Origin of the sequence: Paenibacillus antri, assembly GCF_005765165.1 — a bacterium.
Lineage (GTDB): Bacteria > Bacillota > Bacilli > Paenibacillales > YIM-B00363 > Paenibacillus_AE > Paenibacillus_AE antri.
Genome location: NZ_VCIW01000002.1, coordinates 161,232 through 186,282, shown reverse-complemented (window position 1 = coordinate 186,282; position 25,051 = coordinate 161,232). Strand labels below are relative to the sequence as shown.

The following is a 25,051-nucleotide window of genomic DNA, read 5'->3' as shown; positions in this document are numbered from 1 at the left end:
TCCGGACCTTCCCTGCTCCGAATCGGACCTTCGCGCCGAGAAGACGCTTGCATCTTGTATTCCCGCGGGGACGCTTGATAAGATGAACATCATCCGGGCGTTGCGATTAGATCGCCGCGTCGCGAGAGGAGGCCGAAAACTATCGCGAACCGAGCGGAAGAAAAGATGTATTCGATCAAGCATTACGTTCGGATTTTGCTCTGGATCTCGTTCATCGCCTTAATCGTCGATTTCGCGATCAGCTTCTCGTCCATCGCGCTCGTGCGTCAGCAGTCCGCCAGGTATTTGCAGGACACGGCGGATTTATATATCGACCGGATCGACAACAACTTCGCTTACATTCATCATTTCATGGGCTGGACGCTGGCGAACGACGAAAACATGGAAACGATGAGCGAACGGAACGCCGACGATACGCTTTTCTTGAAGGCGAACGACAACATCTATAAGCGTTTCGCCGAGCTCCAGAAGAGCCATGGGAAAGAATACAACTTCTTCGTCTACTTGAAGGACAAAGATTTTCTGCTGAACGTCGCGCCGATGACCCTCACCTTCCCCCAGTTCGAAGCGTTGAAGCGAACCGTGAACGGGGACGTCGGAAGCGCCGAAATTTACCAGAAGTATTACTCCCGATGGACGACGATCGAGTTGAACGGCACGTACTATATGATCAATATCGTGCCTTATCATGACCGGTATTTGATCGGATTGGTGTCCGCGGACGATCTGATTCGCCCCCTGCGCGACATCAATCTCGGCGGCGGCGGCTTCGCTTCCTTGGTGAACGATGACGGGGTCCGCGTCACGAGTCCGATCTCGAACGTCGGCGAGACGATCCGGGATCATGCGAAGCCCGAATCGATCCTCGACCGATTGCAGCCCGGCACGACCGTCATCCGCGAGTTTTCGGACGCTTCGTTTTATATCGAGCTCGTCATTCGATTCGGGGCGTTCGAGAAAATCATGATCGCTCAACTGTTGGTCGTCGTCCTGGCCGTGCTCATCGCCTGCAATTTATGTTTTATCCTGCTGTATTTTCAGAATAGAGTGTTGAAACCGATCAAGCATTTCTCCAACAATCTTGCGATTTTGACGAACGACGGCGAACCGATCGACTTCGAAAACAACAAAATCATAGAATTGGAGAAAGCGAACCGGCAGTTCGTCGACTTGGTGAAACAAATCCGCACGATCAAAATCGACCTGTACGAACGCGAACTGGAGAAGCAGCGAATGCACTTGAACTATATGAAGCTGCAAATCAAACCTCACTTCTTCCTGAACTGCTTGACGACCATCTACAGCATGGCCCAGATGCAGCTGCACGAAGAGATCGAACGGATGACGTTATCGATTTCGAAATATTTCCGATACATCTTTCAGAACGGTCGAGACTTCGTAAGTCTCATAGACGAGATCGAGCATGTCCGCACGTATTTGGAAATTCAAAGGGAGCGCTACCGCGACGCGTTCCATTATCGGGTCGACCTCGACCCCCTGGCCGCCGGCGTGCAGCTGCCGCCTCTCCTCATTCAGACGTTCGTCGAGAACGCGATGAAATACGCCGTGTCCCGGGATCGAGAGGTCCGGCTTGCGATCGAGGTCGAGCGGCAAGCCGTCGGAGACGCCGGCCGGACGGAAATCCGGATTTCCGATACCGGTCCCGGGTTCCCTCCGGACGTGCTGGAGAAACTGGCGTCCGGACAGCCGTTGGATCAGTCGGGCGGTACGCGCATCGGCATCATGAACGCCGTGCAGCGCTTGCATTATTTGTACGCCGACGCCGATATTCGCTTTTCCAACGCGGCGGACGGCGGCGCGTCGATCACTTTAAGGCTTCCGGATCGTCCGGAAGCGACTACCGGAACGGAGGAGCGCCCATGAACGCCTTGCTCGTCGACGACGACTACTTCGTCCTGACCGCGCTGGAGAAGAAGATCGATTGGAAGGCGCTGCAGATCGATAACGTGTATACGGCTCACAACGTCGCGCAAGCCCGGGACATCATTCTCCGTTTTCCCGTCGAAATTTTGGTTTCCGATATCGATATGCCGCAAGGCAGCGGACTGGAGCTGTTGGCTTGGATTCGGGAGGAAAAATACGACATTCAAGCGATCTTTCTCACCAACTACGCGGACTTCAATTATGCGCAGAAAGCCATCGAATTGCAGAGCTTCGAATATTTTCTGAAGCCGATCGAGTTCGACAAGCTGATGCTCATTTTGCAGAAGGCGGTCGCCCGCGCGAAGCAGCACCGGAACGACGAGAAAGCGATCCAAGAGGGGTACTTCTGGCAGAAAAACCACGCGAAGCTGCGGGAGCACTTCTGGCGGAAGCTGGTCGACGCATGCACCTCGTTCCCGATGAAGCCCGCCGATCTAATCCGCTCGATCGAAGAGCAGCGCCTCGCGTACCGCATGACGGATACGTTCCAACCGCTGCTGCTCCATATGTTCCCTTACAACGGCAGTTTAGGGGACACGGAGAAGGGACTGTTCGACTTCGCGCTGCTGAACGTGTTGTACGAGTCGTTCCAGAGCGCTGGGTTTACAGTCGAGACGATATTGGAAATCAGAGGCTATCACTGGATCGCCGTTCTGAAATGGAATCGAACGCCCGACCCCGACGTCGTCGAAGCGCTCTGTTCTTCCTTCATTCCGAAGGCGAACCGGTATCTGAAAGCCGACGCCTGCTGCACGATCGCCTCTTCCGGCAGTCTGGAACAGATGAGCGGCATCGTGAAGCGGCTGCTGCACATGAACGACGAGGTCGTCAAGTGCCGGAATCAGACGTTCCATGCGGAACGCTTCCGCCGCCAGTCCGTCGACTACGTACCGCCCGACCTGCCGAAGCTGGAGGATTGGCTGAACCTGAACCGTCCCGACGCGTTCCTAGCGGAGACGTCGTCCTACTTGAAGCAGCACCTCAGCCGTCAGACGTTGAATGCATCCACGCTCAGCCTGTTCCGGTTGGATATCGTGCAGCTCGTCTACTCGTTCCTCAAGACCAAAGGCATCGAGGCGCATAAGCTGTACGCCGGCCGCACGAACGACCGGCTGCTCGCGTTGTCGTTGGATTCGATCGAGGATATGGAAGCGTATCTGAATTACCTGGTCATTACCGCCATGGACTATCGGAACTTCACCGAGCAGCCGAGGTCGGTCGTCGAACAGATCAAGCGGCATATCCATACGCATTGCAAGGACGATCTGACCCGCAACGATTTGGCGGAGCTCGTCTACCTCCACCCGGACTATCTGGCGAGGCTGTTCAAAAAAGAAACGGGCGTATCGCTCGGGAGCTATATAATCCAGGCGCGGATCGCGGCGGCGAAGCATCTGCTCGAGACTTCGAACTTAGCCGTGCAAGCCGTGGCTCAGCGGGTCGGCTACGCGAATTACTCGTACTTCGCGAAGCTGTTCCGGCAAGAGGTGGGCCTCAGCCCGAACGAATACAAGCGGGGGTCGAGGAGCGAGGAATGATACGAGCCTAGATAGAAAAAGCGGCAGCCCCGGACGAGTCATTGCGTCCTGGACTGCCGCTTTTTTGCGGTTAAAAGAAGGGATTCGTCAATTTCAACTTCAGCCGAACCTCGTCCGCTTCGAACGAGACCGTCTCGATCTCGGCCGGGATGCGCGCGTCGAAGGCGAGCGGCACGCGAATGGTGCCGATCGCGAGCAGCGACGCCGGAAGCGGGATGTCCTTCAGAGCGGTCGAGACATGCGTCGCCTTCACGTCGGGCTTCTCCCACTCGAGTCGGAATCGGTGAGTGAGCGGCAGGCGGATGCTCCCGGCGATCGTCACGTCGGTGCGCACGATCAGCGTGTCGCCGTCCAGCGCGACGTCGGCGCCGGTCATTTCCGCTTGTTCGCCGAGCCGCCGTTCTTCGTAGAGGTTCGCCTTCACGAGCGCATTCAGCTCCGCCTCCGTGATCGCGACGGACAGCGACTGCGAGGCGATCATGCCGCGAACTTTCTCGGCGAGATCCGGCCCGCCCTGCGACGACCAGTCGAGCGGGGGCTCGGTAGAGACGTACGCCGCCGTTCCGCCGACGAGCAGCCCCGCGATGACGAGCAGCCACAGGAGCGGGGCGAAGGCGCGCCGCACGGGTTTAACCTTTTGGGGTACCGCCATCCGATTCTCCTCCGTTACCCTCCTTTTTATCTTTCAGCCAGCGAGGGGCGCCCTTGTTCTTCTTATCGCGATGGCGTTCCTTCGCGACGGGCGCCGCCGCCGGCGCCTTGCCGGCGCGGGCGGCGGGCTTGACGGAAGCGGGCTTCGCGCCGCGTACGTCCAGACGATCCGCGCGTACCGTCGCCGGCTTGCCGAACCGCTCGCCGCTCGGACGCGCCGCCGTGCGCTCTCCCGCCGGCTTGCCGAACCTCTCGCCGCTCGGACGCGCCGCAGGGCGCTCTCCCGCCGGCTTGCCGAACCGCTCGCCGCTCGGACGCGCCGCAGGGCGCTCTCCCGCCGGCTTGCCGAACCGCTCGCCGCCCGGGCGGCCCGCAGGGCGCTCCCCTGCCGGCTTGCCGAACCGCTCGCCGCCCGGGCGGCCCGCAGGGCGCTCCCCAGCCGGCTTGCCGAACCGCTCGCCGCTCGGGCTGCCCGCAGGACGCTCTCCCGCCGGCTTGCCGAACCGCTCGCCGCTCGGGCGGCCCGCAGGGCGCTCTCCCGCCGGCTTCCCGAACCGCTCGCCGCTCGGGCGGCCCGCAGGGCGCTCCCCTGCCGGCTTGCCGAACCGCTCGCCGCTCGGACGCGCCGCAGGCGCAGCGCCCGCGACCTTCGCCGGCCGCGCAGCCGCCGGCGTCGTCGAAGCCGTCGGCGGAAAATACGTCTTCCTCTCCTTCAGCTCGCCGCCCTGCAGCTTCTTCTCCTTGATCTCGATCCCCAGCTGCTCCGCGAACTTCGACGCGATGAACGTCCGGTTCGGCGCCAGCACGAGCACCGACTCGCCGCGGCGTCCCATCCGCCCCGTCCGCCCGGCGCGATGCAGGTAGCGCTCTGCGTCTAACGGCGGATCGACGTGGATGACGTGCGTCACGTCCGCCGCGTCGAGTCCGCGCGCCGCGACGTCCGTCGCGAGCAGCAGCTTCAGCTTGCCGCTGCGGAATCGGCGCATGACCGCCGTCCGCTCCTGCTTCGGCTGATCGCCGTAGATCGCCTCCACCTGCAGCCCGTGGTACTGCAGCTTCGCTTCCACCTCCGCGATCGATTCCGTCTGATTGACGAACAGCATCGCAGCCTTCGGCTGCAGCGTTCGAAGCAGCCGGCGCACCGTATCGATCCGGTCGCGCTCTTCCGAGACGACGTACGAGTGCGTTACCGTCGACGGCAGCCGCTGCGAAGCTTCCTCGCCCTGCGGCTCCGCCTCGACCCACACCGCGTTCTTCGTCCACTTCGCGACGACGGCGGCGGCCGCTTCCGGCATCGTCGCCGAGCAGAACACCCGCTGCGCGGACGCCGGCACCGCGGCCAAGATGCGCTCCGCCTCGCCCCCGCTGCCCGCGGCGCCGAGCGCGAACGTCTGGTCCGCCTCGTCGAGCACGATGAGGCGCACTTCGTTCATCTTAAGCTTCTTAATGGTTAGAATCTCTTGAATACGTCCCGGCGTGCCGACGACGAGCTGCGGATGGGTTTTCAGCTTGTCCAGCTGCCGCTGCAGCGAAGCGCCGCCGATCAGCGCGAGCGTCCGCAGCTTCGTCCCCTCGGCGAGCTCCGCCGCTTCCTTCGCGATCTGCATCGCAAGCTCCGCCGTCGGCGTCAAGACGACCGCCTGCAGCTTGTCGAGCGTCGGGTCGATCTTCTCGAGCGCGGGCAGCAGGAACGCCAACGTCTTCCCGGTGCCCGTGCGGGACCGAATGACGGCGTCGCTTCCCCCGAGCAGCGCCGGCACGCCGACCGCCTGAATCGGCGCCGCGTTCGCGATGCCGCGGCTCGCGAGCCGCTCGACCCAAGGCCCCTTCACCCCAAGCTCGGAAAACGACGCCGTCGCCGGAGCCGGATCGCGGGGCGAGTCCTTTTCATGTTCCAAAGCAGGTTCTACTTCGTTCTCGTTCATATACATCCTCCGAAATTCATATTGGATCGATCGCTTTGACACCTTCAACTTATGTACGATAGACTGAACTCGAACTCGACTTCCTCGCGCAAAGGAGAACCGCCATGAAGCTGCTCAACGATCCATCGCTGCGGCAATCGTTCGACGCTTTAATAGAAACCTACGCCGATCTGTTGATCGGCGACGCGTCCCCGGACGCGGTGGAGAAGGTGAAGCTGTGGGCGCTGTACAGCCATATCCACAAGACGATGCCCGCGCTCGCGAATCATTGGAACGCGTCGCATCCCGAAGCCAAGCTCGCCGTCCGCGAGCTGTTCGAGGACGTCAAGGCGCTGAACGAGCGGAAGCGCGCGCAGACGCCGCCTACTTCAACTTAAGAAAGCGCGCCGAGAACGCGTTCACGAGCCCGATCGGAAGCGCTTGGGACAGCCGCGCCGCGGCGCCGAGCCAACCGGGCACGTTCACTTCCGCCCGGCCCCGGTCGAGCCCGGCGAGCGTCTCCCGCGCGACCCGCTCCGGCGTTACCATCATCGACTTCACGCCGTTCACATAGCCGCCTTCCGGGTCCGCGATGTCGAAGAACGCCGTGCGCACCGGCCCCGGATTGACCGCCATGACGCGAATCCCGGTGCCGTGCAGCTCCTGGCGCAGCGCGTTCGTGAACCCGAGCACCGCGTGCTTCGTCGCCGCATAGCCGGCCGACTTCGCGGTAGCGGTCTTCCCGGCGATCGACGCCACGTTGACGATCCATCCTTCGCGCCGCGACAGCATGCCGGGCAGAACCGCCCGGGTGCATCGCACGGTTCCGAAATAGTTCACGTTCATCATCGATTCGAACGAATCCGCCGGCGCGTCCGCGACGAGCTCGAACCGGCCGAAGCCCGCATTGTTCACGAGCAGGTCGACGCGGCCGAACCGGGCCTCGATCTCCTCGAACGCCCGGGCGACCGAGTGTTCGTCCGCGACGTCCAGTGCGACCGCCATCGCCCGGCTTCCAAGCTTCTCGGCGAAGTCGTTCAGCTTGTCGACGGACCGAGCCGCCAGCACGACATGCGCGCCTCGTTCGTGGAGCGCCTCGGCGACGGACCCGCCGATGCCGCCGGACGCGCCGGTCACGACCGCGATCTTGCCGTCGTATCGCATAGTACCCATCATTATCTTTCCTCCCGAACAACAAAAAAAAGCGAGGAGCCCTCGCTTTGAATGATTACGCGATTAACAGCTGAATGTCAAGTTCGCCGATGCCTTCCATCGTGAGCGGGATCGACAGCACCTTGGTCGCTTCGATTCCCTGGCCGTCCGTCGAGCTGAGAATCTTCGGCGGCGTAATGTCGACGCGCACGCCCTGATTGTACAACATCGTGCTCGCATTGCCGCTGATCATGTTGCTCAGCTCCGAGATCGCGCTGTGTCCCATCTCGCCGAGCTCGTCCAAGACGTAACCGCCCATCATCGCGGACACCATCTTCAGCGCGACCGCCTCGTGCAAGCCGTAAATGATATCGCCGTTCATCTGTCCGGTCAGGCCGATATGAATCCACAGGTACTCGTGATGCTTCGTGATTTCCTTAATGCCGAACTCGCCGGCGGACGGCTTGACGCCGGCCACTTGTTCGATAACGATACGCGCGGACTCCAAGAACGGGTGGACATATTCGTGGTTCATTCGCTTGCTACCTCCATGCGGATCAAGTTCGACCTTTCGAACTAGTTACTATGTAATACGGTCTATTATAACCGACATTTTCCGACAAGTATAGGAGGGATTGCGCATGCCCAATGTATGGACGCATTCGATTTACGGGGAAATCCTTCTGGAGCGGCTGTCTCTGACGCGAATGCTCGAGGGGGATCCCGCGCTCGGCCCGCTGTTCCGGTTCGGCTGCCAGGGCCCCGACCCGTTGTTTTACCATCGTTTCTATCCATGGATGAAAAAGGAATCCGCCCGCTCCGACGCCCTCGGCGGCCTGCTGCACAAGAGCCGCTGCGGCGCCTTCCTGCGCGACCTGCTGCGATGCTGCGACGGCGCCGCCCCGAACGATCCGCGCGCCGTCTACGCGCTCGGCTGGCTGGCGCATCATGCGCTCGATCGGATCGCGCACCCGTTCGTCTTCGCCCGGCAAGGCGATCGGAAGCGCGATCACCAACGGCTCGAGACCGCGATCGACACCTACGTCGCGGAGCGGCTGCGCGGCATCGACACATTGCGGGTGCCCGTCCGGCAGACGCTCGACGCCGGCAAGACGCTTCCGGGCGGCGTCGCGAAGCAGGTCGAAGACGCCGTGCGCCGCACGTATCCCGAGTACGATTCGCCGTTCCTCGACGGCCTCTGGCAGCAGAGCTACAACGACATGCTGACGGCGTTCTCCTTGTTCCACGACCCGTCCGGCCTCAAGACGAAGCTCCTCGCCGGCGCGATCGAGCCGTTCGTGCCCGGACGGCGGGACGCCGCGCTCGACCCGATGAACGATCGCCGTGCGCCGTGGCGCCCGCCCGCGGACAAAACAAAGACGTCCCAGGAATCGTTCTGGGACGTCTGGGAGCGCGCGCTGGGCGACGGCGAGCGGCTGGTCGGCGCGGCGGCCGCGTGGCTCGCCGCGAGCCGGGCCGGCGGCGGCGGCGCGGCCGACGCCGGCGACGCTTGGCGCGCCTTCGAGGCGGCGCTAGGCGATCTGTCCTACGAGACGGGCTTAGCCGCCGATCGGTAAGTCGCTACAGGGATAACGCCGGGTCGCGCGGCGGAACGTCGCCGTCGGCCCGGGCCGCCTCCCGCTCGCCCTTGTCGAGATCGACGAACATAAGCACGGCGATGCCGAGCACGAAGAACGCGATCAGAGCGAGGATGCCGAGCCGGCTGCTCCCGATCATGTTCACGTAGCCGAAGACGGCCGGGCCCATCATGCCGGCGAACTTGTTCCATACGCTCATGAAGCCGAAATATTCGGCTTCCCGGCCGACCGGAATGAGCCGCGTGAAGATCGAGCGCGCCAGCGCTTGGCTGCCGCCCTGCACGAAGCCGACCATGACGGCGAGCAAGTAGAAATGCAACGCAGTCGTCATGAAATACCCAAGGATCGTAATCACGACATAGATGCACAGCGCCGCGTACAACGACGACTTCGCGCCGAAACGGCCGGCCAGCTTGCCGAACAGAATCGCGCACGGAAAACCGACGAACTGCGTAATGAGCAGCGCGGTAATGAGGTGGGTCGTGCCGATGCCGATGTTTTCCCCATAGAGCGTCGCCATCCGGATGATCGTGCCGATGCCGTCGCTGAACAACCAGAACGCGATCAAATATTTCAACAGCTCCGGGTAGTTCCTCAGGCTCCGAAGCGTCGTGCCGAGCCGTCGGAACGCAAGACCGACCGAACGTCCCATCGGCACCGACGTCGTCGGCTTCGTCTCCGGCACGCGGCGGAAGAGCGGAATCGAGAAGACGAGCCACCACACCGCCACGGACAGGAACGCAAGACGGATGCCGCCGAGATCGTCCAATCCGAACCATTCCGGCTTCTGGACCATCATCAGGTTGACCGCAAGCAGCAGGCCGCCTCCCAAGTAACCGTACGCGTACCCTTGGGCCGAAACGCGGTCGCGATCCTCCGGCTTCACGATGCCCGGCAGCAACGCGTCGTAGAACGAGTTCGCGCCGCTGTTGCCGACGACGCCGAGCAGCGTCAGAACGACCGCGAACCAGAGCATCCCTTCCCCGACGAGCGCATATAGCGCCGTTGAGATGACGCCGAGGAGCATGAACGCGCCGAGCAGCTTCTTTTTCGAACCGGACACGTCCGCCACCGCCCCCAGAATCGGGGACAGAATGACCAGTAGCAGCATCGCCGCAGACTGCGAGTACGCCCAATACGAAGCCGCCGCGTCGCCGACTCCCGCGCCCGGCACGCTGACGAAGAAGATCGGCAGCACCGCCGCCACCATCGTCGTCGAATAGGCCGAGTTCGCCCAATCGTAGAGCACCCACGCCCTTACCGTTTTCTTCTGATCCATCGGCATCGTTTCTCCTTCGCGGCCTTTTGATAATGCTTACATTTTACTTGATGGGGACGCGCGGGGGTATCTTTTTCTTTGTTAATCTTTTGTAATATAATTGATGTTGGCTGAGAGGGGGGCGTTCCGCATGAACTTAAACCAACTGGAGACCCTGATAACGATATCCAAGACGATGAGCTTCCGGAAAGCGGGCGAGGTGCTGAACCTGACGCAGCCCGCCGTATCCGCGCAAATCAAGAGCCTCGAAGACGAATTCGGGACCGTGCTCGTCGACCGGAACCAGCCGGTGACGCTGACCGACGCGGGCGTGCTGTTTCTCGAGCAAGCCGAGAAAATTCTCGCCATCGTCGACGAGCTGAAGATGAGACTCAGCGACATCGACGCGACGCCGCAGGGCCATATTCGCCTCGGCACGACGACGTCGATCGCGATGCAGATCCTGCCGCGCATCTTCTCGTATTTCAACAACCAATACCCGCATATTCAGACATCGATTCATACGATGCCGTCTTTGCAAATCATGACCAGCGTGGAAAACGGGTCCGTCGACATCGGCATCGCCTACTTGGTCGAGAAGACGCCGAGCCTCGTCACTTCGACGCTGTATTACGACACGTTCGAGCTCGTCGTCTCGCCGGAGCATCCGCTGGCGGCTCATAAGCATCTGCCGCTGTCGGCGTTGGCGGACGTGTCATTCATTATGCTGTCGCCCGATACGATCGGCCGGCGGTTCGTCGACAGCGTCTTCGAGAAGCACGGCATCGTGCCGAAGGTCGTCATGGAGCTGTCGAGCAGCGAGGAAGTGAAGCGGATGGTCGAATTGAACATGGGCGCGACCGTCATCTCTAAGATGTCCATCGCGAGCGAGCTGCGGCTCGGAACGTTGAAGATGATTCAAGTCAACGAACTGGAGATCGCCCACCCCGTCGGGGTCATTACGAAAACGGGGCGCTATCTGAATTCCGCGATGCGGCAATTTTTGAGCGACCTGAAAGGCATGCCGGAGACCCATTTCATCGGCTCGGAATAGGAGGAATCTCGTCATGATGTTCGACTTGCATACGCATCACGAACGATGCGGCCACGCGGACGGCCCGATCGAGAAGTATATCGAAGCCGCGATCGAGAAGGGCGTCGCCGCGATCGGCATCTCGGACCATTCGCCGTATTTCGGCCACAAGGACGATCACCCGAACCCGGGGATCGCCATGGCCGCGAGCGAATTCGAGAACTACGTGAACGAAGTGCTGCAGCTGAAGGAGAAGTACGCCGGGCGCATCGAAGTGCTGCTTGGCGTCGAATCGGACTTCTTCCCCGAGCATGCGGAGAAATATCGGGGCATCTATGCGAAATATCCGTTCGACTACATTATCGGCTCCGTCCATCAAGTCGAAGGCGTCTCCATCTTCAACCGCAACCGATGGAAGAAGCTGACCGAGAAGCAGAAGCAGCAAACCAAGGAGCGGTATTACGAGATGATCGGACATTCGGCGAAGAGCGGCATGTTCGACATCCTCGGGCATATCGACGCGATGAAGGCGTATTATCCCGCGTTCTCGGACATCCAGACGGAGGCGGTCGACAAGACGCTGCAGCTGATCGGGGAATGCGACATCGCCATCGAAATCAACACCTCGGGGAAAATGAAAGACGTCGGCGGCTGGTACCCGGCCGACGACATGCTCGAGCGCGCCTTGTTCCATGGCGTGAAGGTGACGTTCGGCTCGGACGCCCACGTGCCCGAACGGGTCGCCGACGATTGGGAGTTCGTCCGCGGACGGCTCAAGGAGATCGGCTTCCGCGAGTGGTGCTACTTCCGCCGCCGCGAGCGCGTGTTAGTGGAGCTGTAAAGAGCGCTAGCGCCATAGGCATCGGTTTTATGATCCGATGGCTATGGCGCTTTTTTTGTGCTCGTCCGCATAGTCAGCCTCGTTCGTCAAGCTTCCTCGTCGGCCGTGGGGCCGTACAGGCCCGGCACCGGAATGTCGAGTTGGCGCAAATAAACCCCGAGCTGCGCCCGGTGATGGATCATGTGGCTTAATCCGAAAGTGCGAAGCGCGATCGCCCGCGGCTGGCGGAGGATGATGTAGTCGCCGCGGCGCAGCGTCCATTCCTCGCCCAGCGTTTTTTCGTCGCATTCGGCGAGCAGCTTTTCCAGCTTGCCGACGTTCGCGTCGAACTCTTCCAGAATGTCCGCGCGCTTTACCAAAGCGTCGCGCCGCGACGGCACGATCGAAAGATCGAACTCCGAGTACTGCAATATCGCGATTTGCCAGTTCAGCAGGTTGATCAGGTGCGTGGACAGCGCGCCGAGCGTCATCGACTTCTTGTGCGGCTTCCACGCCATATGCTCCTCGGGCAAGCGCTCCAGGACGCGGCGCGTAGCGGCCAGCTCATGCGCAGCATCGCCGATGATGAATTGTTTAACCATAAATTACCTCCCCTTTCTTAAGAGTAAACATACAATATATTCGGGCGGGCCGAAAGGTTTGCATAACCCGCTAGGTACTCTCTGCATACTCCCTACGCACTTTCCCCCGCCAAGCCGTCAGCTGACGCTCTTCCTATGCAGAGGAGCGGCGGCTGAGCGAAAGGAAACCGAGGAGAAGAACTCGCAAAAGAGGAACCCGGTCCCGATATGCCGCTCCCCGCATAAAAAAAAGCGGACCTGGCCGCCGAAGCGTCAGGTCCCAAGATATATTTCAAAAAGGGGGTCTTGCCATTTATAATACATGCCCAATATTAGAGCGCCGTAACGGCAATGTTACCGTTTGATGACAAATGTCAGTCGTCGACGCCGCGAGGCCCGTTCCCCTGTTCCTGACCGAACTCGGGACCGCGTCCGTTGCCCGGGCCGTTCGGCGGCACCGGCAGCGACAGCTGCTCCGCGAACAGCGCCGCGCCGCGCGAGCCGTCGGCGTCGACCGCGACGAGCTCGAACGCGTACACTCGGTTGGCCGATAGTCCCGTCACGCGATGCTCCCGAACGGTTCCGGGAACGATCGCGACGATCCGCCCATCCATCGACAGCTCGTAACGATCGACGCCCGCGGCGTCGATCGCCGCCGGCCAATGCAGCGTCATCGCCGTCGGCATCACGTCCGAGACCGTTAGTGCCGCGCCCTCGGACCATGCCGGCGGCGCGCGATCCGGCAGCACCGTCAGCGTAAGCGCGCCGACGGCGGAGCCGTACGTCGCCGTGATGACGGTCGTGCCGGGCCGCAGCGCCGTTACCGTGCCCGAAGAGGCGTCGACGACCGCTACCGAGTCGTCGCTGCTGCCGAACGCGATGCCGGCCGGCGTCGGAACCGGCTCGCCGTCCGCCCCCAGCGCCTTCGCGACCAACGTCTGCGATTCCCCAACGTGTTGAACCTTCGCGCCGTCCACCTTCAATCCGGCCGCCGTCGCAGGCCCGACGTCCCGCTTGCCGATCGTAAGCGACCCGACGCGCGACACGAGCCCGAAATAACCGGGTCCCTTCAAAGCATCCGTCCCCGTATCCAAATAATTGAACACCTCGACGCCGTCCACGCGCAGGATCAAGCGCACGCCGCCCTCCTCCTCGAACGAGCCGAGCTGCACCCGCTTCGTCTCGCCGATCGGCAGCAGCGTGTTCGGCGCCGCATCGCCGCCGAGGCTCTCGTATCCGGCGATGTTGCCGTAGATGACGGTCCGCCGCCCTTCGTTGAACCGCTGCAGCTCGAATGCGGAGGCGCTGATCGTCACGAGATAGGAGCTTCCGTTCGAATAGCCCCGCTCCCGGTCTTGATTGCCGAACATGAGCGCGTACCAGCTGCCGGACCCGTTCACGGTCAGGTCGAAGTCCAGCAGCTCGTTCTGGAACGTCCGTCCCTGGTAAATCGCATGTCCGCCCGGCGTAGCGATCGTAATGTCCTGATCGCCCGCCGTAACGGAGCCGCTCCCGCCGGAACTGACGTACCATTCGTCCGCGCGGTCGATCTCGCTCCGAAGCGTATAATCGCCTTGATAGGTTTCGTCCCACACCTTCAGGAGAATCGAGCTCTCCGCCGGATTTCCGAGGTACGTCCCGCGCATCGTGAGCACGGTCGATCCGACCGCGCGGGCGGTCAATACGCCGTCCTCCGACACCGCTGCGACGGCGGGGTCGCTCGATTCGATGCGCAGGTCCTCGATGTTCTCGAGGCGGCCGCCGAATTCGGTTTCGCCCTCGACTGCCAGCGCCTTCGACGTGCCGGCCTTCGCGTAAGCGACCTTCCCGACCTGATCGACCAACCGAATGCTGGATATTGTATCGCCGACGAAGACGTCCGTCTTCACCGTACGAAGCACGGTGCCGCTCACGATCCGCATCGTCAGCGTCGTAGCGCCCTTCCCGACGCCGGTCACGACACCCGAAGCGTCCACCGTCGCTACGGACGGATCCGCTATCGAGTAATACACTTCGCTTTGCGACGCGTCGACCGGCTCATCCTTCCCGTTCCGCGCATGGAGAACCGCGGCGGCGCTGCCGCCGACGTTCAGATTGACCGGCTCCGTCTTCCATCGGCTGACGCGGCCCGCCGCCAAACCCGCGAATTCCGCCTCCAAGCCGGAAGCCGCGATAATCGCGCGCGCCGCGGCCGGCCAATTCGCGTCCGGGTGCACGCTCGTGCCGACGAACGTATTGTTATAACCGTTGTTCGTATGCTCGGGCGCGGTCGTGTAGTTGTTCACGAAATCCAAGTCGTGGATCGTCCCGGTCCAAGCCGACGCCCACCGAACCGGACTATGCCATGGCGGACTCTCCGACAAATCGACGACGTTGTTCTCGTATCTCCAATACGCCGAGCCTTCGTCGGCGTACAGCGGCGCCGTGCCGTCCATCTGGTTGCGGACGTAGTTGCCCGAGACGAGGTTTTTCGTCTCGGCCGTCGCGCCGGTCGTCCCGAGGCTGTAGAACGCTCCGCCGTCGCGTACGCCCATGCCCATCAGGTCGTATACGAGGTTGTTTTGAATTTTTACGTTTTTCGTGACCGGGTCGAATTCTCTCGCCCAGCCGTACCCGATATGCGTTCCGCTGTACGGGATGTTGTAAATTTCGTTATGGCGGATATCCATGTCCAGCGGATACCCGGCCGAGATGGCCGCAGCGGACTTATAGTCGACGCCGATATCGTGGATCAGATTGTTGACGATATCGTTGTTCTTCATCGCCAATCGATGATCGTCGGGGTTGAACACGTCCCGAATCGTCGAGAACGGCTGGCCTACGTTGACGGCGCTGCCCGAGATGTCATAGAATCGATTCCCCTCGATCAACGTATTTTGCACGCCGTTCTCCATCCGTATGGCGGAGATGCCGAGCTTCGCGAAATCATTGCCTCGAAAATGCACCGTATTCGCCAGCTCCATGCGAATGGCGGCGTCGGGCAGCTCGTCCGGAGCGCCCGGGTAACGCAAATGATTGTTTTGCGCGTCCGCATGGCCGGCCGCCGTGCTGGGGCGCATCCAAGTCGTGTATAGGAACTGGAGACCTTCGAATGCCAAGTTCCGGACCGGCTCGTCGACGGAGTCGCCCTTGATCGTCAGCAGCCGCTCCAGCGTCGGCGCGACCACTTCCGCGCTCGACAGCCGCTCCCATGCGCGCGGCTTGTAGTACAACGTCCCTTCCGAACGGTCGAGGTACCATTCGCCTTCCTCGTCCAGCAGCTCGTAGGCATTCTCGTAATAGACCGGCACGGTGGCGGACGTCATCCCCTTGTTCGCGACCGCGTTCCAGCCCGGATCTTGCATCCGGATGACCGCCTTGCCGTTCTCGACCAGAATCGATTCCACCTTCGCCCGCGGGTTCGTCCACAGCTCATGATAGACGAATTCGAGGTCGGCGACGTTCCGCCAGCCGGCAATATACGTATCGTCCGACACGTAGCCGTCCGCCGTCTTGACCGGATTCGTCAGCCCTGCAGCGCTCCGGGCGCGCACGGCTCGGACGCCGTCGACGAACAGCTGGCGGGTCGCCAGATCCGTTCCCGCGTCCGCCTTATAGATGCCATGCGCCTCGTCATGCAGCGTCCACCCGTCGATCGTCCGTCCGCCGCTGAGCGCCGCCGTCTCGCCCGGATAGCTTCGGTACGCGACGAAGTACCCGTTCGCGCCGGAGTCCTCCGTCGTGAACGTCAGCGCCTCGTCGAGCGTATACGTCCCGCCGCGTAAATACACGACGATGTCCCCGGTCATGGCGTCGTTCAGCGCCCGAACCTCCTGCTGCGCCCGCTCGATCGTGCGGAACGGCGCCTCTAACGTGCCCGCGGCGGCGTCGTCGCCCGCCGGCGAGACGTACAGCTCCCGATACGCGGAGCGCTCCGTCACCGTCACCGTCGCTTCCCCGCGCACGAGGCCGCCCGGCGTCGACGCGACGATCGTCGTCGTCCCCGGGCCGACGCCCGTCACTTCGCCGTTCCCGTCTACCGTCGCGACGCGCTCGTCCGCCGAGCTCCAGTCGATGCGCCGGTCCGTGCTGTTCGCGGGCAGCGCGTCCGCGGTCAGGAACGCGCGCGACTCGACCGGCAGCGTCAATGCGGACGGGCTCACGGCGATCGATTCCACCGGCACCTCGAACACGGTGACCGCGACGCTGACCGCGGGAATCGGCTCCCGCGGCGTCGCGGTAATCGTCGCCGTTCCCGGCGAGACGCCCGTGACGACGCCGCTCGAGGACACCGTCGCGACCGCCTCGTTATCCGAGCTCCAAGACGCGCTTTGGTCCGTCGCGTCCGCCGGCTCGAACCGCAGCGGCAGCGCCGCCGTCGCTCCGGCGGCCACTTCATATGCGGCCTCCTCGAAGGAAGCGCTTACAGCTGCTTTGTACGAATGCAGGTGCATCTCGTCGAACGAAGCCGCGCCGACGCTGTCCTTGTAGATGCCGAGATACATACTCGAGACGGAGCCGCCTTCCGTCATCGGCTCCCGGTTCAACTTCATCTCGCCGTCGACGAACAGATCGAACGTATCGCTGTCGGTGTCCATCGCGAGACGCACCTCGTGCCAGACGCCGGCCTGGTACGGCGCGAGCTCGGTCCACCCGGAGGCGCCGGGTTTCATGTACGCGAACTTTCCGTTGTACAATGCGAACCGGTTCAGCACGACCGATCCGCTGCGCACGGACGGCAAATAAAACACCGCGTTCGTCTGCTCGGCGCGCACCTTGTACGTCAGCACCGTCTTCGCGGTCGGAACGCCCGAGAAATTCCGCGACAGGGTGAACGTCGCGGTCGACTTGCCGTTCTTCTCCACGCGGAACACGCGTCCCGCTTCGCCCTGCAGCTCCTCGACCGTCGCCTTCGCGACGTACGGCTCCGGCGCCGGCGATACCGCGGCCGGCGCGCTCCCGGTCCAGCCCGGCGGACGCGCTCCGATCTGGGCCGCGTCGAACGTGTCCGCGAGCAGATCCCCGCCGGTCGCCGCCGCCGCGCGCGGCGCGGCGCCCGGCGCCATGCTTCCCGCCAACAATGCCGCAGCCAAGAAGACGCTTACCAAATTTCGTAATCCCCTCGGCCGATGGACTCGCTTCTCCTGCAATGTCATCTTCCTCCTTTCAGATTCGGCCCTCAGCGTACGTCCGCGAATCGCCTCCTGACAATATCCAATTTTCCCGTATACGCTTATTCCGCGACGGAATCGTCGAATTCGAGCCGCACGACCAGCGCTTCGCCGGCGAATTCGTTCACGGGCACCCGGCGCAGCCGCAAGTACGGCTTCTCCTTCCAATACCAGGGCAGCAGCTCCACGGCGCAGTCGAGCTCCCGACCGTCGTTCAGCAGCACGGCCCGCTTCGGCTGCTTGTCGAGCGGACGCAGCACGATGCAGTCGCTCTGCAAATCTTTATACGCATGTACATAAAGATGATTGCCCTTCCGCGTCAGCAGCACGTGATCCCGCGCGACGACGCTGTGCACCTCGTCCGAGGAGACGATCTCGTCGCGGCCGCCCATATAGGAAGCGGGCTCCGCCCCGAGGAACGCTTCCTTCACGCGGCCGAACCAATCCCCGAGCCTTCGCAGCGTCGCCGCATTGATCGGATCGAGCGTGCCGTCCGCCCTCGGCCCGACGTTCAGCAAATAATTGCCGCCCATCGCCAGCGCCTTGTCCATGCTCTGCATGATGAATTTGTCGGAGTAATAATCCTCGTTCTCGCGGTACCCCCAGCTTTCCCGCCCGAGCGATTGACACGCCTCCGTCGGCGTCCGAAAGACGCCGCCCTCGGGCACGTGGCGCTCCGGCGTGCTGTAATCGCCGTCTCCAGGGCCTCGGTTGTTGATCAGAATGCCCGGCTGCAGCTCCCTGATCCGCTCGTTGATCGACGGATCGCGGTGCTCGGCCACGTTGACGTCCCAGAACCATTGATAGATCGGACCGTATCGGGTGAGCAGCTCCTCGATCTGGCGGCGCACGTACGCGTAGTACTTTTCCAAATCCGGCTCGTCTCCGGCCCTCGGACCGAACATCTCGTGATGGCGCCCGAGATTCGGATAGTTCGGGTGATGCCAGTCGGGACATGAATAATAGAGGCTGAGCGGCATGCCCCGCTTCGCGCACGCTTCCGCGAGCATCGCCAGCACGTCCTTGCCGTACGGCGTATTCATCACGTTATAGGACGTCTCCTTCGTGTCCCACATGCAAAATCCGTCGTGATGCTTCGTCGTGAAGCAGACGTACTGCATGCCGGCCGCCTCCGCGACGTCCAGCCACGCCTCCGGGTCGAACCGCTGCGGGTCGAAGCGATGCATCAGCCGCTCGTATTCTTTGCGCGTCGCGTTCCCTCGCCACAGCAGCTGTTCGTGCCAAGCGGGAATCGCGTACAACCCCCAATGAACGAACATGCCGAAGCGCATATCGAAAAATCGGTCTCTCGCATCCTGAAATCTAGGGATCATGGTCGTTCCTCCTCTTTGGAAAAAGGAATACGCCTCAAGACGAGGCGTATTCCGGTGCATCGCTTCTCCTTACGGAGCCATCTCGTACAGATCCTTCATCAGAAGGGCGCTGTCTTTGCTCTTCTCGTACCAATCGCTGTAGAACGCATCGACCTTCGCGCCGCCCGCTTTCTCCCACACGGACTTCGCTTCGTCGACGAATTGGTCGACGGTGTACGAGCCGCCGCTCACGATCGCCTTCACCGCGAGATCGACGATCGTCTTGTTGGCGTTCGTCTTGATTTGCAGCAGGTCTTGCGGCAGGATCGGCATGAAGCTGCTGTGCGTGAGGCCGACCATCGGCTTCGCCGGATCCATGTACGCCTCGCGCGCCATCGCGCGGATCGCGATCATGCCCTTCTCCGCTTCGGTCGGATTCACCTTGTTCTCGAGGCCGAAGCAGTCGCCGACGAGCGGCGCCAGCATGTTCATGTCGCCTGCGTATCCGAGCTCTTTCTTGTTCTTCTCGGCGTCGATCGCTTGCGGGCAGCCGTTCTCGGCTTTCGTATGGTGCACGCCTTCCAGCCCGTTCGCGATCGTGTCGCGGTACGTCTCGGACGCCATGAAATCGACGTGCTTCATGACGGCGGCCGGATCCTTCGCGGCGGCGTTGATCATGCCCGTCAGTTGGACCGGAGCGGAGAGAATCGGGCTGAATTGGCCGAACTCGGTTACCGGCAGCGCGATCGGGACGATCTCCGCCTCCGGAACGTTGGCTTTCAGCGCTTCGTAAATTTTCACGTCGGAGCCGTTGCCGCCGTAGATGCCAAGCTTGCCGGCGATCCACTGCTGCTTCTGCTTTTCCCCGTTCTTGTCCGTGACGAAATCTTTATCCGCGACGCCGGATTCGTAGATTTGCTTCTGGAACGCGAGCGCCGCCTTCATGCGATCCCAGTCGTGAACGACCTTGCCGCTCTCGTCGAGCATCCAAGGGTTCTGATCGGTGCCGAACAACGTGAAGCCCGAGCCGAACATATGATTCAAGATGATGCCGGCGACGAAGCTGAGGCCGATGCCTTCCGTATCCGCTTGGCCGTTGCCGTCCGGATCCTGCGTCGCGAACGCCTTGGCGACTTCCAGCAGCTCTTCCGGCGTCTTCGGCGCTTCGAGGTTCAGCTTCTTCAGCCAGTCCGCGCGGATGAACAGGTAATGCTGGGGACCGAATTCGAGCGGGCGGCCGAGCATGTACATCTTGCCGTCGTCCATCGTGGCGGCTTTCTTGATGGCCGGATACTTTTCCAACATCGCCTTGTACTCCGTGCTATGTTCGGCGATCAGGTCGTCGAGCGGCATCAGCTGCTTCTGCGTGTACAGCTGGCCTTGGTACGCGGCGTCGAATTCGAGAATGAGGTCCGGCGCCGTTCCCGATGCGAACATGACGTTGAATTTCTGCAGCGACTCGAAGCGCGGCACCGTCACATACTTCACGTCGACCGGACCGTTCTCGTTCACCCACTTCGTCCAGCGATTGTTGTCCATCGTGCCTTCTTCGGCCGGAACGGTGCCTCTGTCGTACAGCGACGACGTGATCGATCCGCGCTTCTCCGGCTCCTGAGCCGCCGGTTCGGCGGGCGTCTCGGCGCCTGCCGCGGGCGTCTCCTCCTCCGTCGAAGCGTTGTCCGCCGGCGCGGTCCCACAAGCGGCGGCGACGAAGCTCATCGCGAGAACGGCGGTCAGCGGCGCCGTCGTCTTGCGCATCCATGTACGTTTCTTCATTTCGAAAAACGACCTCCCTAGAATAAGTGTATTGTCTCGCATTCGGAAAGCAAAGATCAACGGGTGTTTCAGCCTTTCACCGCGCCGATCATCACCCCCTTCACGAAATACTTTTGGAGCAGCGGGTAGACGATCAGCATCGGGAGAATCATGACCATAATGCCTGCGGCCTTCATGCCCTCCGGCGTGACGTTCACTTCCTCCAGCTGGCTCATCGTGTTGAACTCCTGCAGAATCGTCTGACTCTGCACCATCTGTTGGATGAGCACGGTAAGGTTGTACTTCGCCGGGCTGTTCATGTAGATCAGGACGTTGAAGAAGGAGTTCCAGAAGCTGACGCCGTAAAATAAGCCGATCGTCGCAAGCATCGGCAGCGACAGCGGAAGATAGATGCGGAGCAGCAGCCGCCATTCGGTGCAGCCGTCCATCCGCGCCGCCTCGTCGAGCTCCTCGGGAATATTTTCGAAGAACGTTCGCATGATGAGCATATTGAACGTGCTGACGAGACCCGGCAGCCAGAGCGCCCAATACGAATCGATAAGGCCGAGCTGCTTCACGACGAGGTAACTCGGAATCAGGCCGCCTTGGAACAGCATCGTGAACACGATGGCGAGCGTCAAGTACCGCCGGCCGAAGAACACCTTCCGCGATAGCGGATAGGCGGCAAGGATCGTGAAGATCATGCTGTACAGCACGCCGAACGCCGTGATCGTTACGTTGTTGAGCATCGCGCGGACGACCGGAGTGCCTTGGAACAACAGCGCGTACGATTCGAACGTCGCGTCGATCGGCCAGATGCCGACGAAGCCGGACATGACGGCCGTCTTGCCGCTCAGCGACAACGAGACGAGATGCAGCAGCGGCAGCAGGCAGGAGAGGCCCGCCGCGGCGAGAATCGCGTAATTCAATCCGTAGAACAGCTTTTCCGAAAATGCGCTTCGCACGTTAGGTTCCTCCTCTCACCACAATTGTTTGTTGAAACGCTTCGCGACCGCGTTCGTCAGCACGACGAGGACGAAGCCGACGAGCGATTCGAACAAGCCGAGCGCCGCGGTCAAGCTGAATTGTCCGCCTTGAAGACCCGCCGTGTAGATGAACGTGCTGATGACCTCGGAGACGTTCGAGACGATCGGGTTTTGCAGCACGTACACTTGGTCGAAGCCGACCTCCATGACGCGCCCCATCGCCAGAATGAGCATGACGACGATCGTGGAGCTCAGGCCCGGCAACGTCACGTGCCACATCTGCCGCCACTTGCCGGCGCCGTCGATGCTGGCCGCCTCGTACAGACTCGGCTCGATGACCGTCAGCGCGGCCAAATAAATGATGGCGCTGAAGCCCGCTTCCTTCCAGATGCCGGAGCCGAGGAAGATCGAGATCCACGCCCATTCGCTGTACAAATAAGCGAACGGCTCCCCGCCGAACAGCCGCGTCGACAGCCCGTTGACGATGCCGCTCTGGGAGAAGAGCGTGACCACGATGCCGCCGACGACGACCCAGGAGAAGAAGTGCGGCAAATATACGAGCGTCTGGATCATTCGCTTGAACCAAGCCCGGCGCACTTCATTGAGCAAAATCGCGAGCAGAATCGGGAACGGGAAGCCGACGAACACCGTCAAGACGCTAAGCATCAGCGTGTTCCGAATGATCTGGACCGACTGCGCCTGCGTGAACAGGTTGTCGAAGTTGTCCAGTCCCACCCATTGGCTGCCCAGGATGCCCTCGTAGAAGGTGTAGTTCTTGAAGGCGATGATCAGGCCGAACATGGGGGTGTACTTGAAAATCAGATAGAAAGCGACGACCGGCAAAAACATCGTCCATAGCGGAACATTTTGCCTGAACGCTCGGTTCCGCCAGAACGGGCGCCGGTTCGCGCCGGAGTCGGGCTTCTTCGCTTCTGCAGCGACTGCGTGATTAGGTTGCAAGTTTCGTTCTCCTTTCGGCAGAAGTCGATGTGTGATAGGTCTCACAGTACCCCCTGGCCGCCGCTTCCGGCAATATTCATCTTTCTTGTATACGCCCAAAGGAAAACCGCCCCGAGGCGCGGAGCCATCGGGGCGGTTACGGCTTCTATTCGGTTGGCTTCGCGCCGGCGTCCTTCCGGTAATCGCCCGGCGTCACGCCTTCGACCTTCTTGAATACGCGGATGAACGACATCGGATACAAATATCCGATTTTCTCGGCGATCGACTGGATCGGTTCCGACGTCTCCGTCAGCAGCCGCTTCGCCTGCTCCACGCGTACCTTCGCGAGGTAATCGACGAATTTCTCGCCGAATTCTTCCTTGAAGATCCGGCTTAATGTCTTCTGATTCATCTCGAACGCGTCGCTGACGTGGGAGAGCGACAGCTCCGGGTTCGCGTAGTGCGCGGCGATGTACTCCCGCACCTGGGCGGCCAGATGATAGCTCTGCCGGTCCATCCTCAGCTTCCGCAGCTCCCGATCGGCGTCCTTCAGCACGTCGAACAGCGCGTCCTTCGTCTGCGTCGCCCACTCGGGCTCCTCCGGAACGGCCTGCAGCCTTCGGGCCCCGACGGAGGACCACGCTTCCTGAAGATTGGCTTGCAGCTCCAGCATCTCCCGATTCAGCTGCGACTTGAACAGGCGGATCATGCCGGTTACCTCTCCGCGGGTATAGACGCCGGACGCGATCGTTTCGAACGCATGGTTCAGCAGCAGCTCCCAATCCGGATTGCCGAGACGATACAAGGTCGCCGCTTCGCGAAGCTGCTGCAGCAGCATGTCCGCGCCGGACGGCTCGGTCAACAAGCGCCACTGGGGATCGTACGCGATGACGCGATTCGGTCCGAGCGAAATTTTCCGCTCCAGCGCCGCAGACGCCTGCTTGAACGACTCCGCCGCTTCCGACGGTTCCCGGACGGCCGAGCCGATGCCGAACGTGACGGTGAACTTCAAGTAGCGCTCCACCCAAGCTCTCGCCCGCTCCGACATACGGCTCGCCTTGAGCGCCATATGCCGTTCGCCGCTGCCGCCCGGCATTCGGTACAAGACGCCGAGCCGCTTCGGCGTCACCCACTCGGTCAGGACGAGCTCGTCCTCCTCCTCCGCGATTTCCTCGATGACGCTTCGCACCGTGAACTTGAAGAGCGACTGATCCCGCTGCGAGAAGCTCGAGACGAAGCCGGCGTAATCGTCCAGTTCGACGACGGCCGCGAGCATATGATCGAGCGTTCCTTCCAGGTCGAGCTCGGCGAGCTCCCGGCTCAGCTCCTCCTTCGTCATCGGCCGCGTGCCTTCCGTCAGCTCCTTGAACAGATGGCTACGCCGGTAGAGCAGGCTCTCCGCCTGCCGCTCCTCGAAGTGGTTCGTCTGCTCGATCAGGCTGACCAACGCGTGATCGATGAAGGCGAACTCGTCCTTCAGCTCCCCCTTCGACGCGAGATCGTCGCGATCCTCGCCGAACGAACGAATGCGGGTGAGCACCTGCTCGAGCGGGCGATAATGCCGGTGGCTGATATACGTCATGGCCGCGATGCCGGCGGCGACGGCGAGCAGCCCGAGCCAGAACCAAATATACGAGAAGGTCGACACGAACGAAAAGGCGCTCTGCGCCGGCAGTCCGATCCGGAGCTCCCAGCCCGTATACGCCGAAGTCGACGAATAGGAATGCGCCGCGGCGCCGTTCGCGCAGGCGGAGCCCGGACCGGCGAGCGGGACGCCGTCGGCGTCGTACAGGCAAGCCGTTCCCCCGCCCCCGCTTTCGTACATCTCGCGGACGAGCGCTTGCAGCGAGCTGGAGCGCACGTTGACGACGATGAGCCCCTTTTCCCCTGAATAATAAGGCACCTTCTTGACCAACGAGACGACTTGCGAGGTTCGGTCGTCGCCCTCGAACAGCCGAAGCGTTCTCGCTCCGCTCCAGATCATCGGTCCGTCGATGCGCATGCCCTGCTCGATGAAGCGGCGGTCCCCGAACGACGTCAAGTCGGAGGCGTAGTGCTGCATGAGCACCTTGCCGTCCGACTCGCGGTACAAATAGATGGAATCCACCATCGGCATCGTCGTCGTGAAGCCTAATAACACCTCGGTAACCCCGTAATACGTATAGGGGGATTGCTCCCCCGCTCGGTCGAAATAATCGACGACCTTCGGATTCAGCAGCAGATCTCTGCTGGCCATCGCGTCGATGTTTTGCAGCGTCGAATCGACCAAGTGCCTCACTTGTTCGGAATACACCTGATGCGCGTTGAGCGACTGCTTCCGCAGCAGCTCGCCGAAGCCCATGAAGAACGCCAGCATCAAGCAGAAGACGACCGCGAAGAAGATCGGGATATAAGACATAATAAGACGGAACAGCCATTTCTTCTGCAAC

At 61.7% G+C, this 25,051-nt stretch carries 18 protein-coding genes; 6 read left to right on the top strand and 12 right to left on the bottom strand.

The window, feature by feature from the left end; translation table 11 throughout:
• Positions 1-165 precede the first annotated feature (165 nt).
• Both FE782_RS04030 and FE782_RS04025 read left to right on the top strand, forming a co-directional pair.
• On the top strand, positions 166-1,884 hold the full coding sequence (locus FE782_RS04030) for a cache domain-containing sensor histidine kinase (protein ID WP_138192751.1): 1,719 nt from the start codon (positions 166-168) through the stop codon (positions 1,882-1,884).
• Complete coding sequence (locus FE782_RS04025; protein ID WP_138192749.1) at positions 1,881-3,482, top strand: helix-turn-helix domain-containing protein; 1,602 nt, start codon at positions 1,881-1,883, stop codon at positions 3,480-3,482. The genes FE782_RS04030 and FE782_RS04025 overlap by 4 nt, the downstream gene beginning before the upstream one ends.
• Before the next feature lie 70 nt (positions 3,483-3,552).
• Here the strand turns inward: FE782_RS04025 and FE782_RS04020 are convergent, their stop codons facing one another.
• Both FE782_RS04020 and FE782_RS04015 read right to left on the bottom strand, forming a co-directional pair.
• Positions 3,553-4,134, bottom strand: coding sequence for a hypothetical protein (locus FE782_RS04020; RefSeq protein ID WP_138192747.1), 582 nt, complete (start codon positions 4,132-4,134; stop codon positions 3,553-3,555).
• Positions 4,112-6,058 (bottom strand): DEAD/DEAH box helicase, encoded by a 1,947-nt coding sequence (locus FE782_RS04015; RefSeq protein ID WP_158299246.1) that lies wholly within the window; start codon positions 6,056-6,058, stop codon positions 4,112-4,114. Before FE782_RS04015 ends, FE782_RS04020 begins: the two co-directional genes overlap by 23 nt.
• A 104-nt stretch (positions 6,059-6,162) precedes the next feature.
• On the opposite strand from FE782_RS04015, the gene FE782_RS04010 reads away from it, so the two are divergent.
• Positions 6,163-6,435: a YusU family protein gene (locus tag FE782_RS04010; protein WP_138192743.1), complete on the top strand. Its 273-nt coding sequence runs from the start codon at positions 6,163-6,165 to the stop codon at positions 6,433-6,435.
• Here the strand turns inward: FE782_RS04010 and FE782_RS04005 are convergent.
• Both FE782_RS04005 and FE782_RS04000 read right to left on the bottom strand, forming a co-directional pair.
• The gene (locus FE782_RS04005) at positions 6,422-7,213 is read right to left on the bottom strand and encodes an SDR family NAD(P)-dependent oxidoreductase (RefSeq protein ID WP_138192741.1); all 792 of its coding nucleotides are present in this window, start codon (positions 7,211-7,213) and stop codon (positions 6,422-6,424) included. The genes FE782_RS04010 and FE782_RS04005 overlap by 14 nt on opposite strands.
• Positions 7,214-7,265: 52 nt before the next feature.
• The gene (locus FE782_RS04000) at positions 7,266-7,724 is read right to left on the bottom strand and encodes a chemotaxis protein CheX (RefSeq protein ID WP_138192739.1); all 459 of its coding nucleotides are present in this window, start codon (positions 7,722-7,724) and stop codon (positions 7,266-7,268) included.
• A gap of 106 nt (positions 7,725-7,830) precedes the next feature.
• Here FE782_RS04000 and FE782_RS03995 point away from each other — a divergent pair, with 106 nt between their 5' ends.
• Positions 7,831-8,766: a zinc dependent phospholipase C family protein gene (locus FE782_RS03995; RefSeq protein ID WP_138192737.1), complete on the top strand. Its 936-nt coding sequence runs from the start codon at positions 7,831-7,833 to the stop codon at positions 8,764-8,766.
• A gap of 4 nt (positions 8,767-8,770) precedes the next feature.
• On the opposite strand, the gene FE782_RS03990 is transcribed toward FE782_RS03995, so the two are convergent.
• Positions 8,771-10,066: an MFS transporter gene (locus tag FE782_RS03990; protein WP_138192735.1), complete on the bottom strand. Its 1,296-nt coding sequence runs from the start codon at positions 10,064-10,066 to the stop codon at positions 8,771-8,773.
• A gap of 130 nt (positions 10,067-10,196) precedes the next feature.
• On the opposite strand from FE782_RS03990, the gene FE782_RS03985 reads away from it, so the two are divergent.
• Both FE782_RS03985 and FE782_RS03980 read left to right on the top strand, forming a co-directional pair.
• The gene (locus FE782_RS03985; protein WP_138192733.1) at positions 10,197-11,099 is read left to right on the top strand and encodes a LysR family transcriptional regulator; all 903 of its coding nucleotides are present in this window, start codon (positions 10,197-10,199) and stop codon (positions 11,097-11,099) included.
• 13 nt (positions 11,100-11,112) lie between these two features.
• Positions 11,113-11,919: a histidinol-phosphatase gene (locus FE782_RS03980; RefSeq protein WP_138192731.1), complete on the top strand. Its 807-nt coding sequence runs from the start codon at positions 11,113-11,115 to the stop codon at positions 11,917-11,919.
• 86 nt (positions 11,920-12,005) lie between these two features.
• Here the strand turns inward: FE782_RS03980 and FE782_RS03975 are convergent, their stop codons facing one another.
• The 7 genes from FE782_RS03975 to FE782_RS03945 form a co-directional block, all read right to left on the bottom strand.
• Complete coding sequence (locus FE782_RS03975) at positions 12,006-12,500, bottom strand: DinB family protein (RefSeq protein ID WP_138192729.1); 495 nt, start codon at positions 12,498-12,500, stop codon at positions 12,006-12,008.
• Between the two features lie 353 nt (positions 12,501-12,853).
• Positions 12,854-17,608, bottom strand: coding sequence for an Ig-like domain-containing protein (locus FE782_RS03970; RefSeq protein WP_138192727.1), 4,755 nt, complete (start codon positions 17,606-17,608; stop codon positions 12,854-12,856).
• Positions 17,609-17,691: 83 nt separating this feature from the next.
• Positions 17,692-18,963, bottom strand: a complete 1,272-nt coding sequence (locus tag FE782_RS03965; protein WP_138192725.1) for an alpha-L-fucosidase — start codon at positions 18,961-18,963, stop codon at positions 17,692-17,694.
• A 69-nt stretch (positions 18,964-19,032) separates the two neighbouring features.
• Entirely contained in the window at positions 19,033-20,718 is a 1,686-nt protein-coding gene (locus FE782_RS03960) for an extracellular solute-binding protein (protein WP_158299245.1), read from the bottom strand.
• A gap of 68 nt (positions 20,719-20,786) precedes the next feature.
• The gene (locus tag FE782_RS03955; protein ID WP_138192721.1) at positions 20,787-21,662 is read right to left on the bottom strand and encodes a carbohydrate ABC transporter permease; all 876 of its coding nucleotides are present in this window, start codon (positions 21,660-21,662) and stop codon (positions 20,787-20,789) included.
• A gap of 15 nt (positions 21,663-21,677) precedes the next feature.
• The gene (locus FE782_RS03950) at positions 21,678-22,643 is read right to left on the bottom strand and encodes an ABC transporter permease (protein ID WP_439116417.1); all 966 of its coding nucleotides are present in this window, start codon (positions 22,641-22,643) and stop codon (positions 21,678-21,680) included.
• A gap of 145 nt (positions 22,644-22,788) precedes the next feature.
• A complete protein-coding gene (locus FE782_RS03945) occupies positions 22,789-25,050 on the bottom strand; it encodes a helix-turn-helix domain-containing protein (RefSeq protein ID WP_138192720.1) in 2,262 nt (753 codons plus the stop codon).
• Between the last annotated feature and the right edge of the window lies 1 nt (position 25,051).

What these genes read in the sequence shown, in the direction of transcription:
- FE782_RS04030 (WP_138192751.1), top strand. Translation starts at nt 166, where the DNA reads ATGTATTCGATCAAGCATTACGTTCGGATTTTGCTCTGGATCTCGTTC.
- FE782_RS04025 (WP_138192749.1), top strand. Translation starts at nt 1,881, where the DNA reads ATGAACGCCTTGCTCGTCGACGACGACTACTTCGTCCTGACCGCGCTG.
- FE782_RS04020 (WP_138192747.1), bottom strand. Translation starts at nt 4,134, where the DNA reads ATGGCGGTACCCCAAAAGGTTAAACCCGTGCGGCGCGCCTTCGCCCCG.
- FE782_RS04015 (WP_158299246.1), bottom strand. Translation starts at nt 6,058, where the DNA reads ATGAACGAGAACGAAGTAGAACCTGCTTTGGAACATGAAAAGGACTCG.
- FE782_RS04010 (WP_138192743.1), top strand. Translation starts at nt 6,163, where the DNA reads ATGAAGCTGCTCAACGATCCATCGCTGCGGCAATCGTTCGACGCTTTA.
- FE782_RS04005 (WP_138192741.1), bottom strand. Translation starts at nt 7,213, where the DNA reads ATGATGGGTACTATGCGATACGACGGCAAGATCGCGGTCGTGACCGGC.
- FE782_RS04000 (WP_138192739.1), bottom strand. Translation starts at nt 7,724, where the DNA reads ATGAACCACGAATATGTCCACCCGTTCTTGGAGTCCGCGCGTATCGTT.
- FE782_RS03995 (WP_138192737.1), top strand. Translation starts at nt 7,831, where the DNA reads ATGCCCAATGTATGGACGCATTCGATTTACGGGGAAATCCTTCTGGAG.
- FE782_RS03990 (WP_138192735.1), bottom strand. Translation starts at nt 10,066, where the DNA reads ATGGATCAGAAGAAAACGGTAAGGGCGTGGGTGCTCTACGATTGGGCG.
- FE782_RS03985 (WP_138192733.1), top strand. Translation starts at nt 10,197, where the DNA reads ATGAACTTAAACCAACTGGAGACCCTGATAACGATATCCAAGACGATG.
- FE782_RS03980 (WP_138192731.1), top strand. Translation starts at nt 11,113, where the DNA reads ATGATGTTCGACTTGCATACGCATCACGAACGATGCGGCCACGCGGAC.
- FE782_RS03975 (WP_138192729.1), bottom strand. Translation starts at nt 12,500, where the DNA reads ATGGTTAAACAATTCATCATCGGCGATGCTGCGCATGAGCTGGCCGCT.
- FE782_RS03965 (WP_138192725.1), bottom strand. Translation starts at nt 18,963, where the DNA reads ATGATCCCTAGATTTCAGGATGCGAGAGACCGATTTTTCGATATGCGC.
- FE782_RS03960 (WP_158299245.1), bottom strand. Translation starts at nt 20,718, where the DNA reads ATGAAGAAACGTACATGGATGCGCAAGACGACGGCGCCGCTGACCGCC.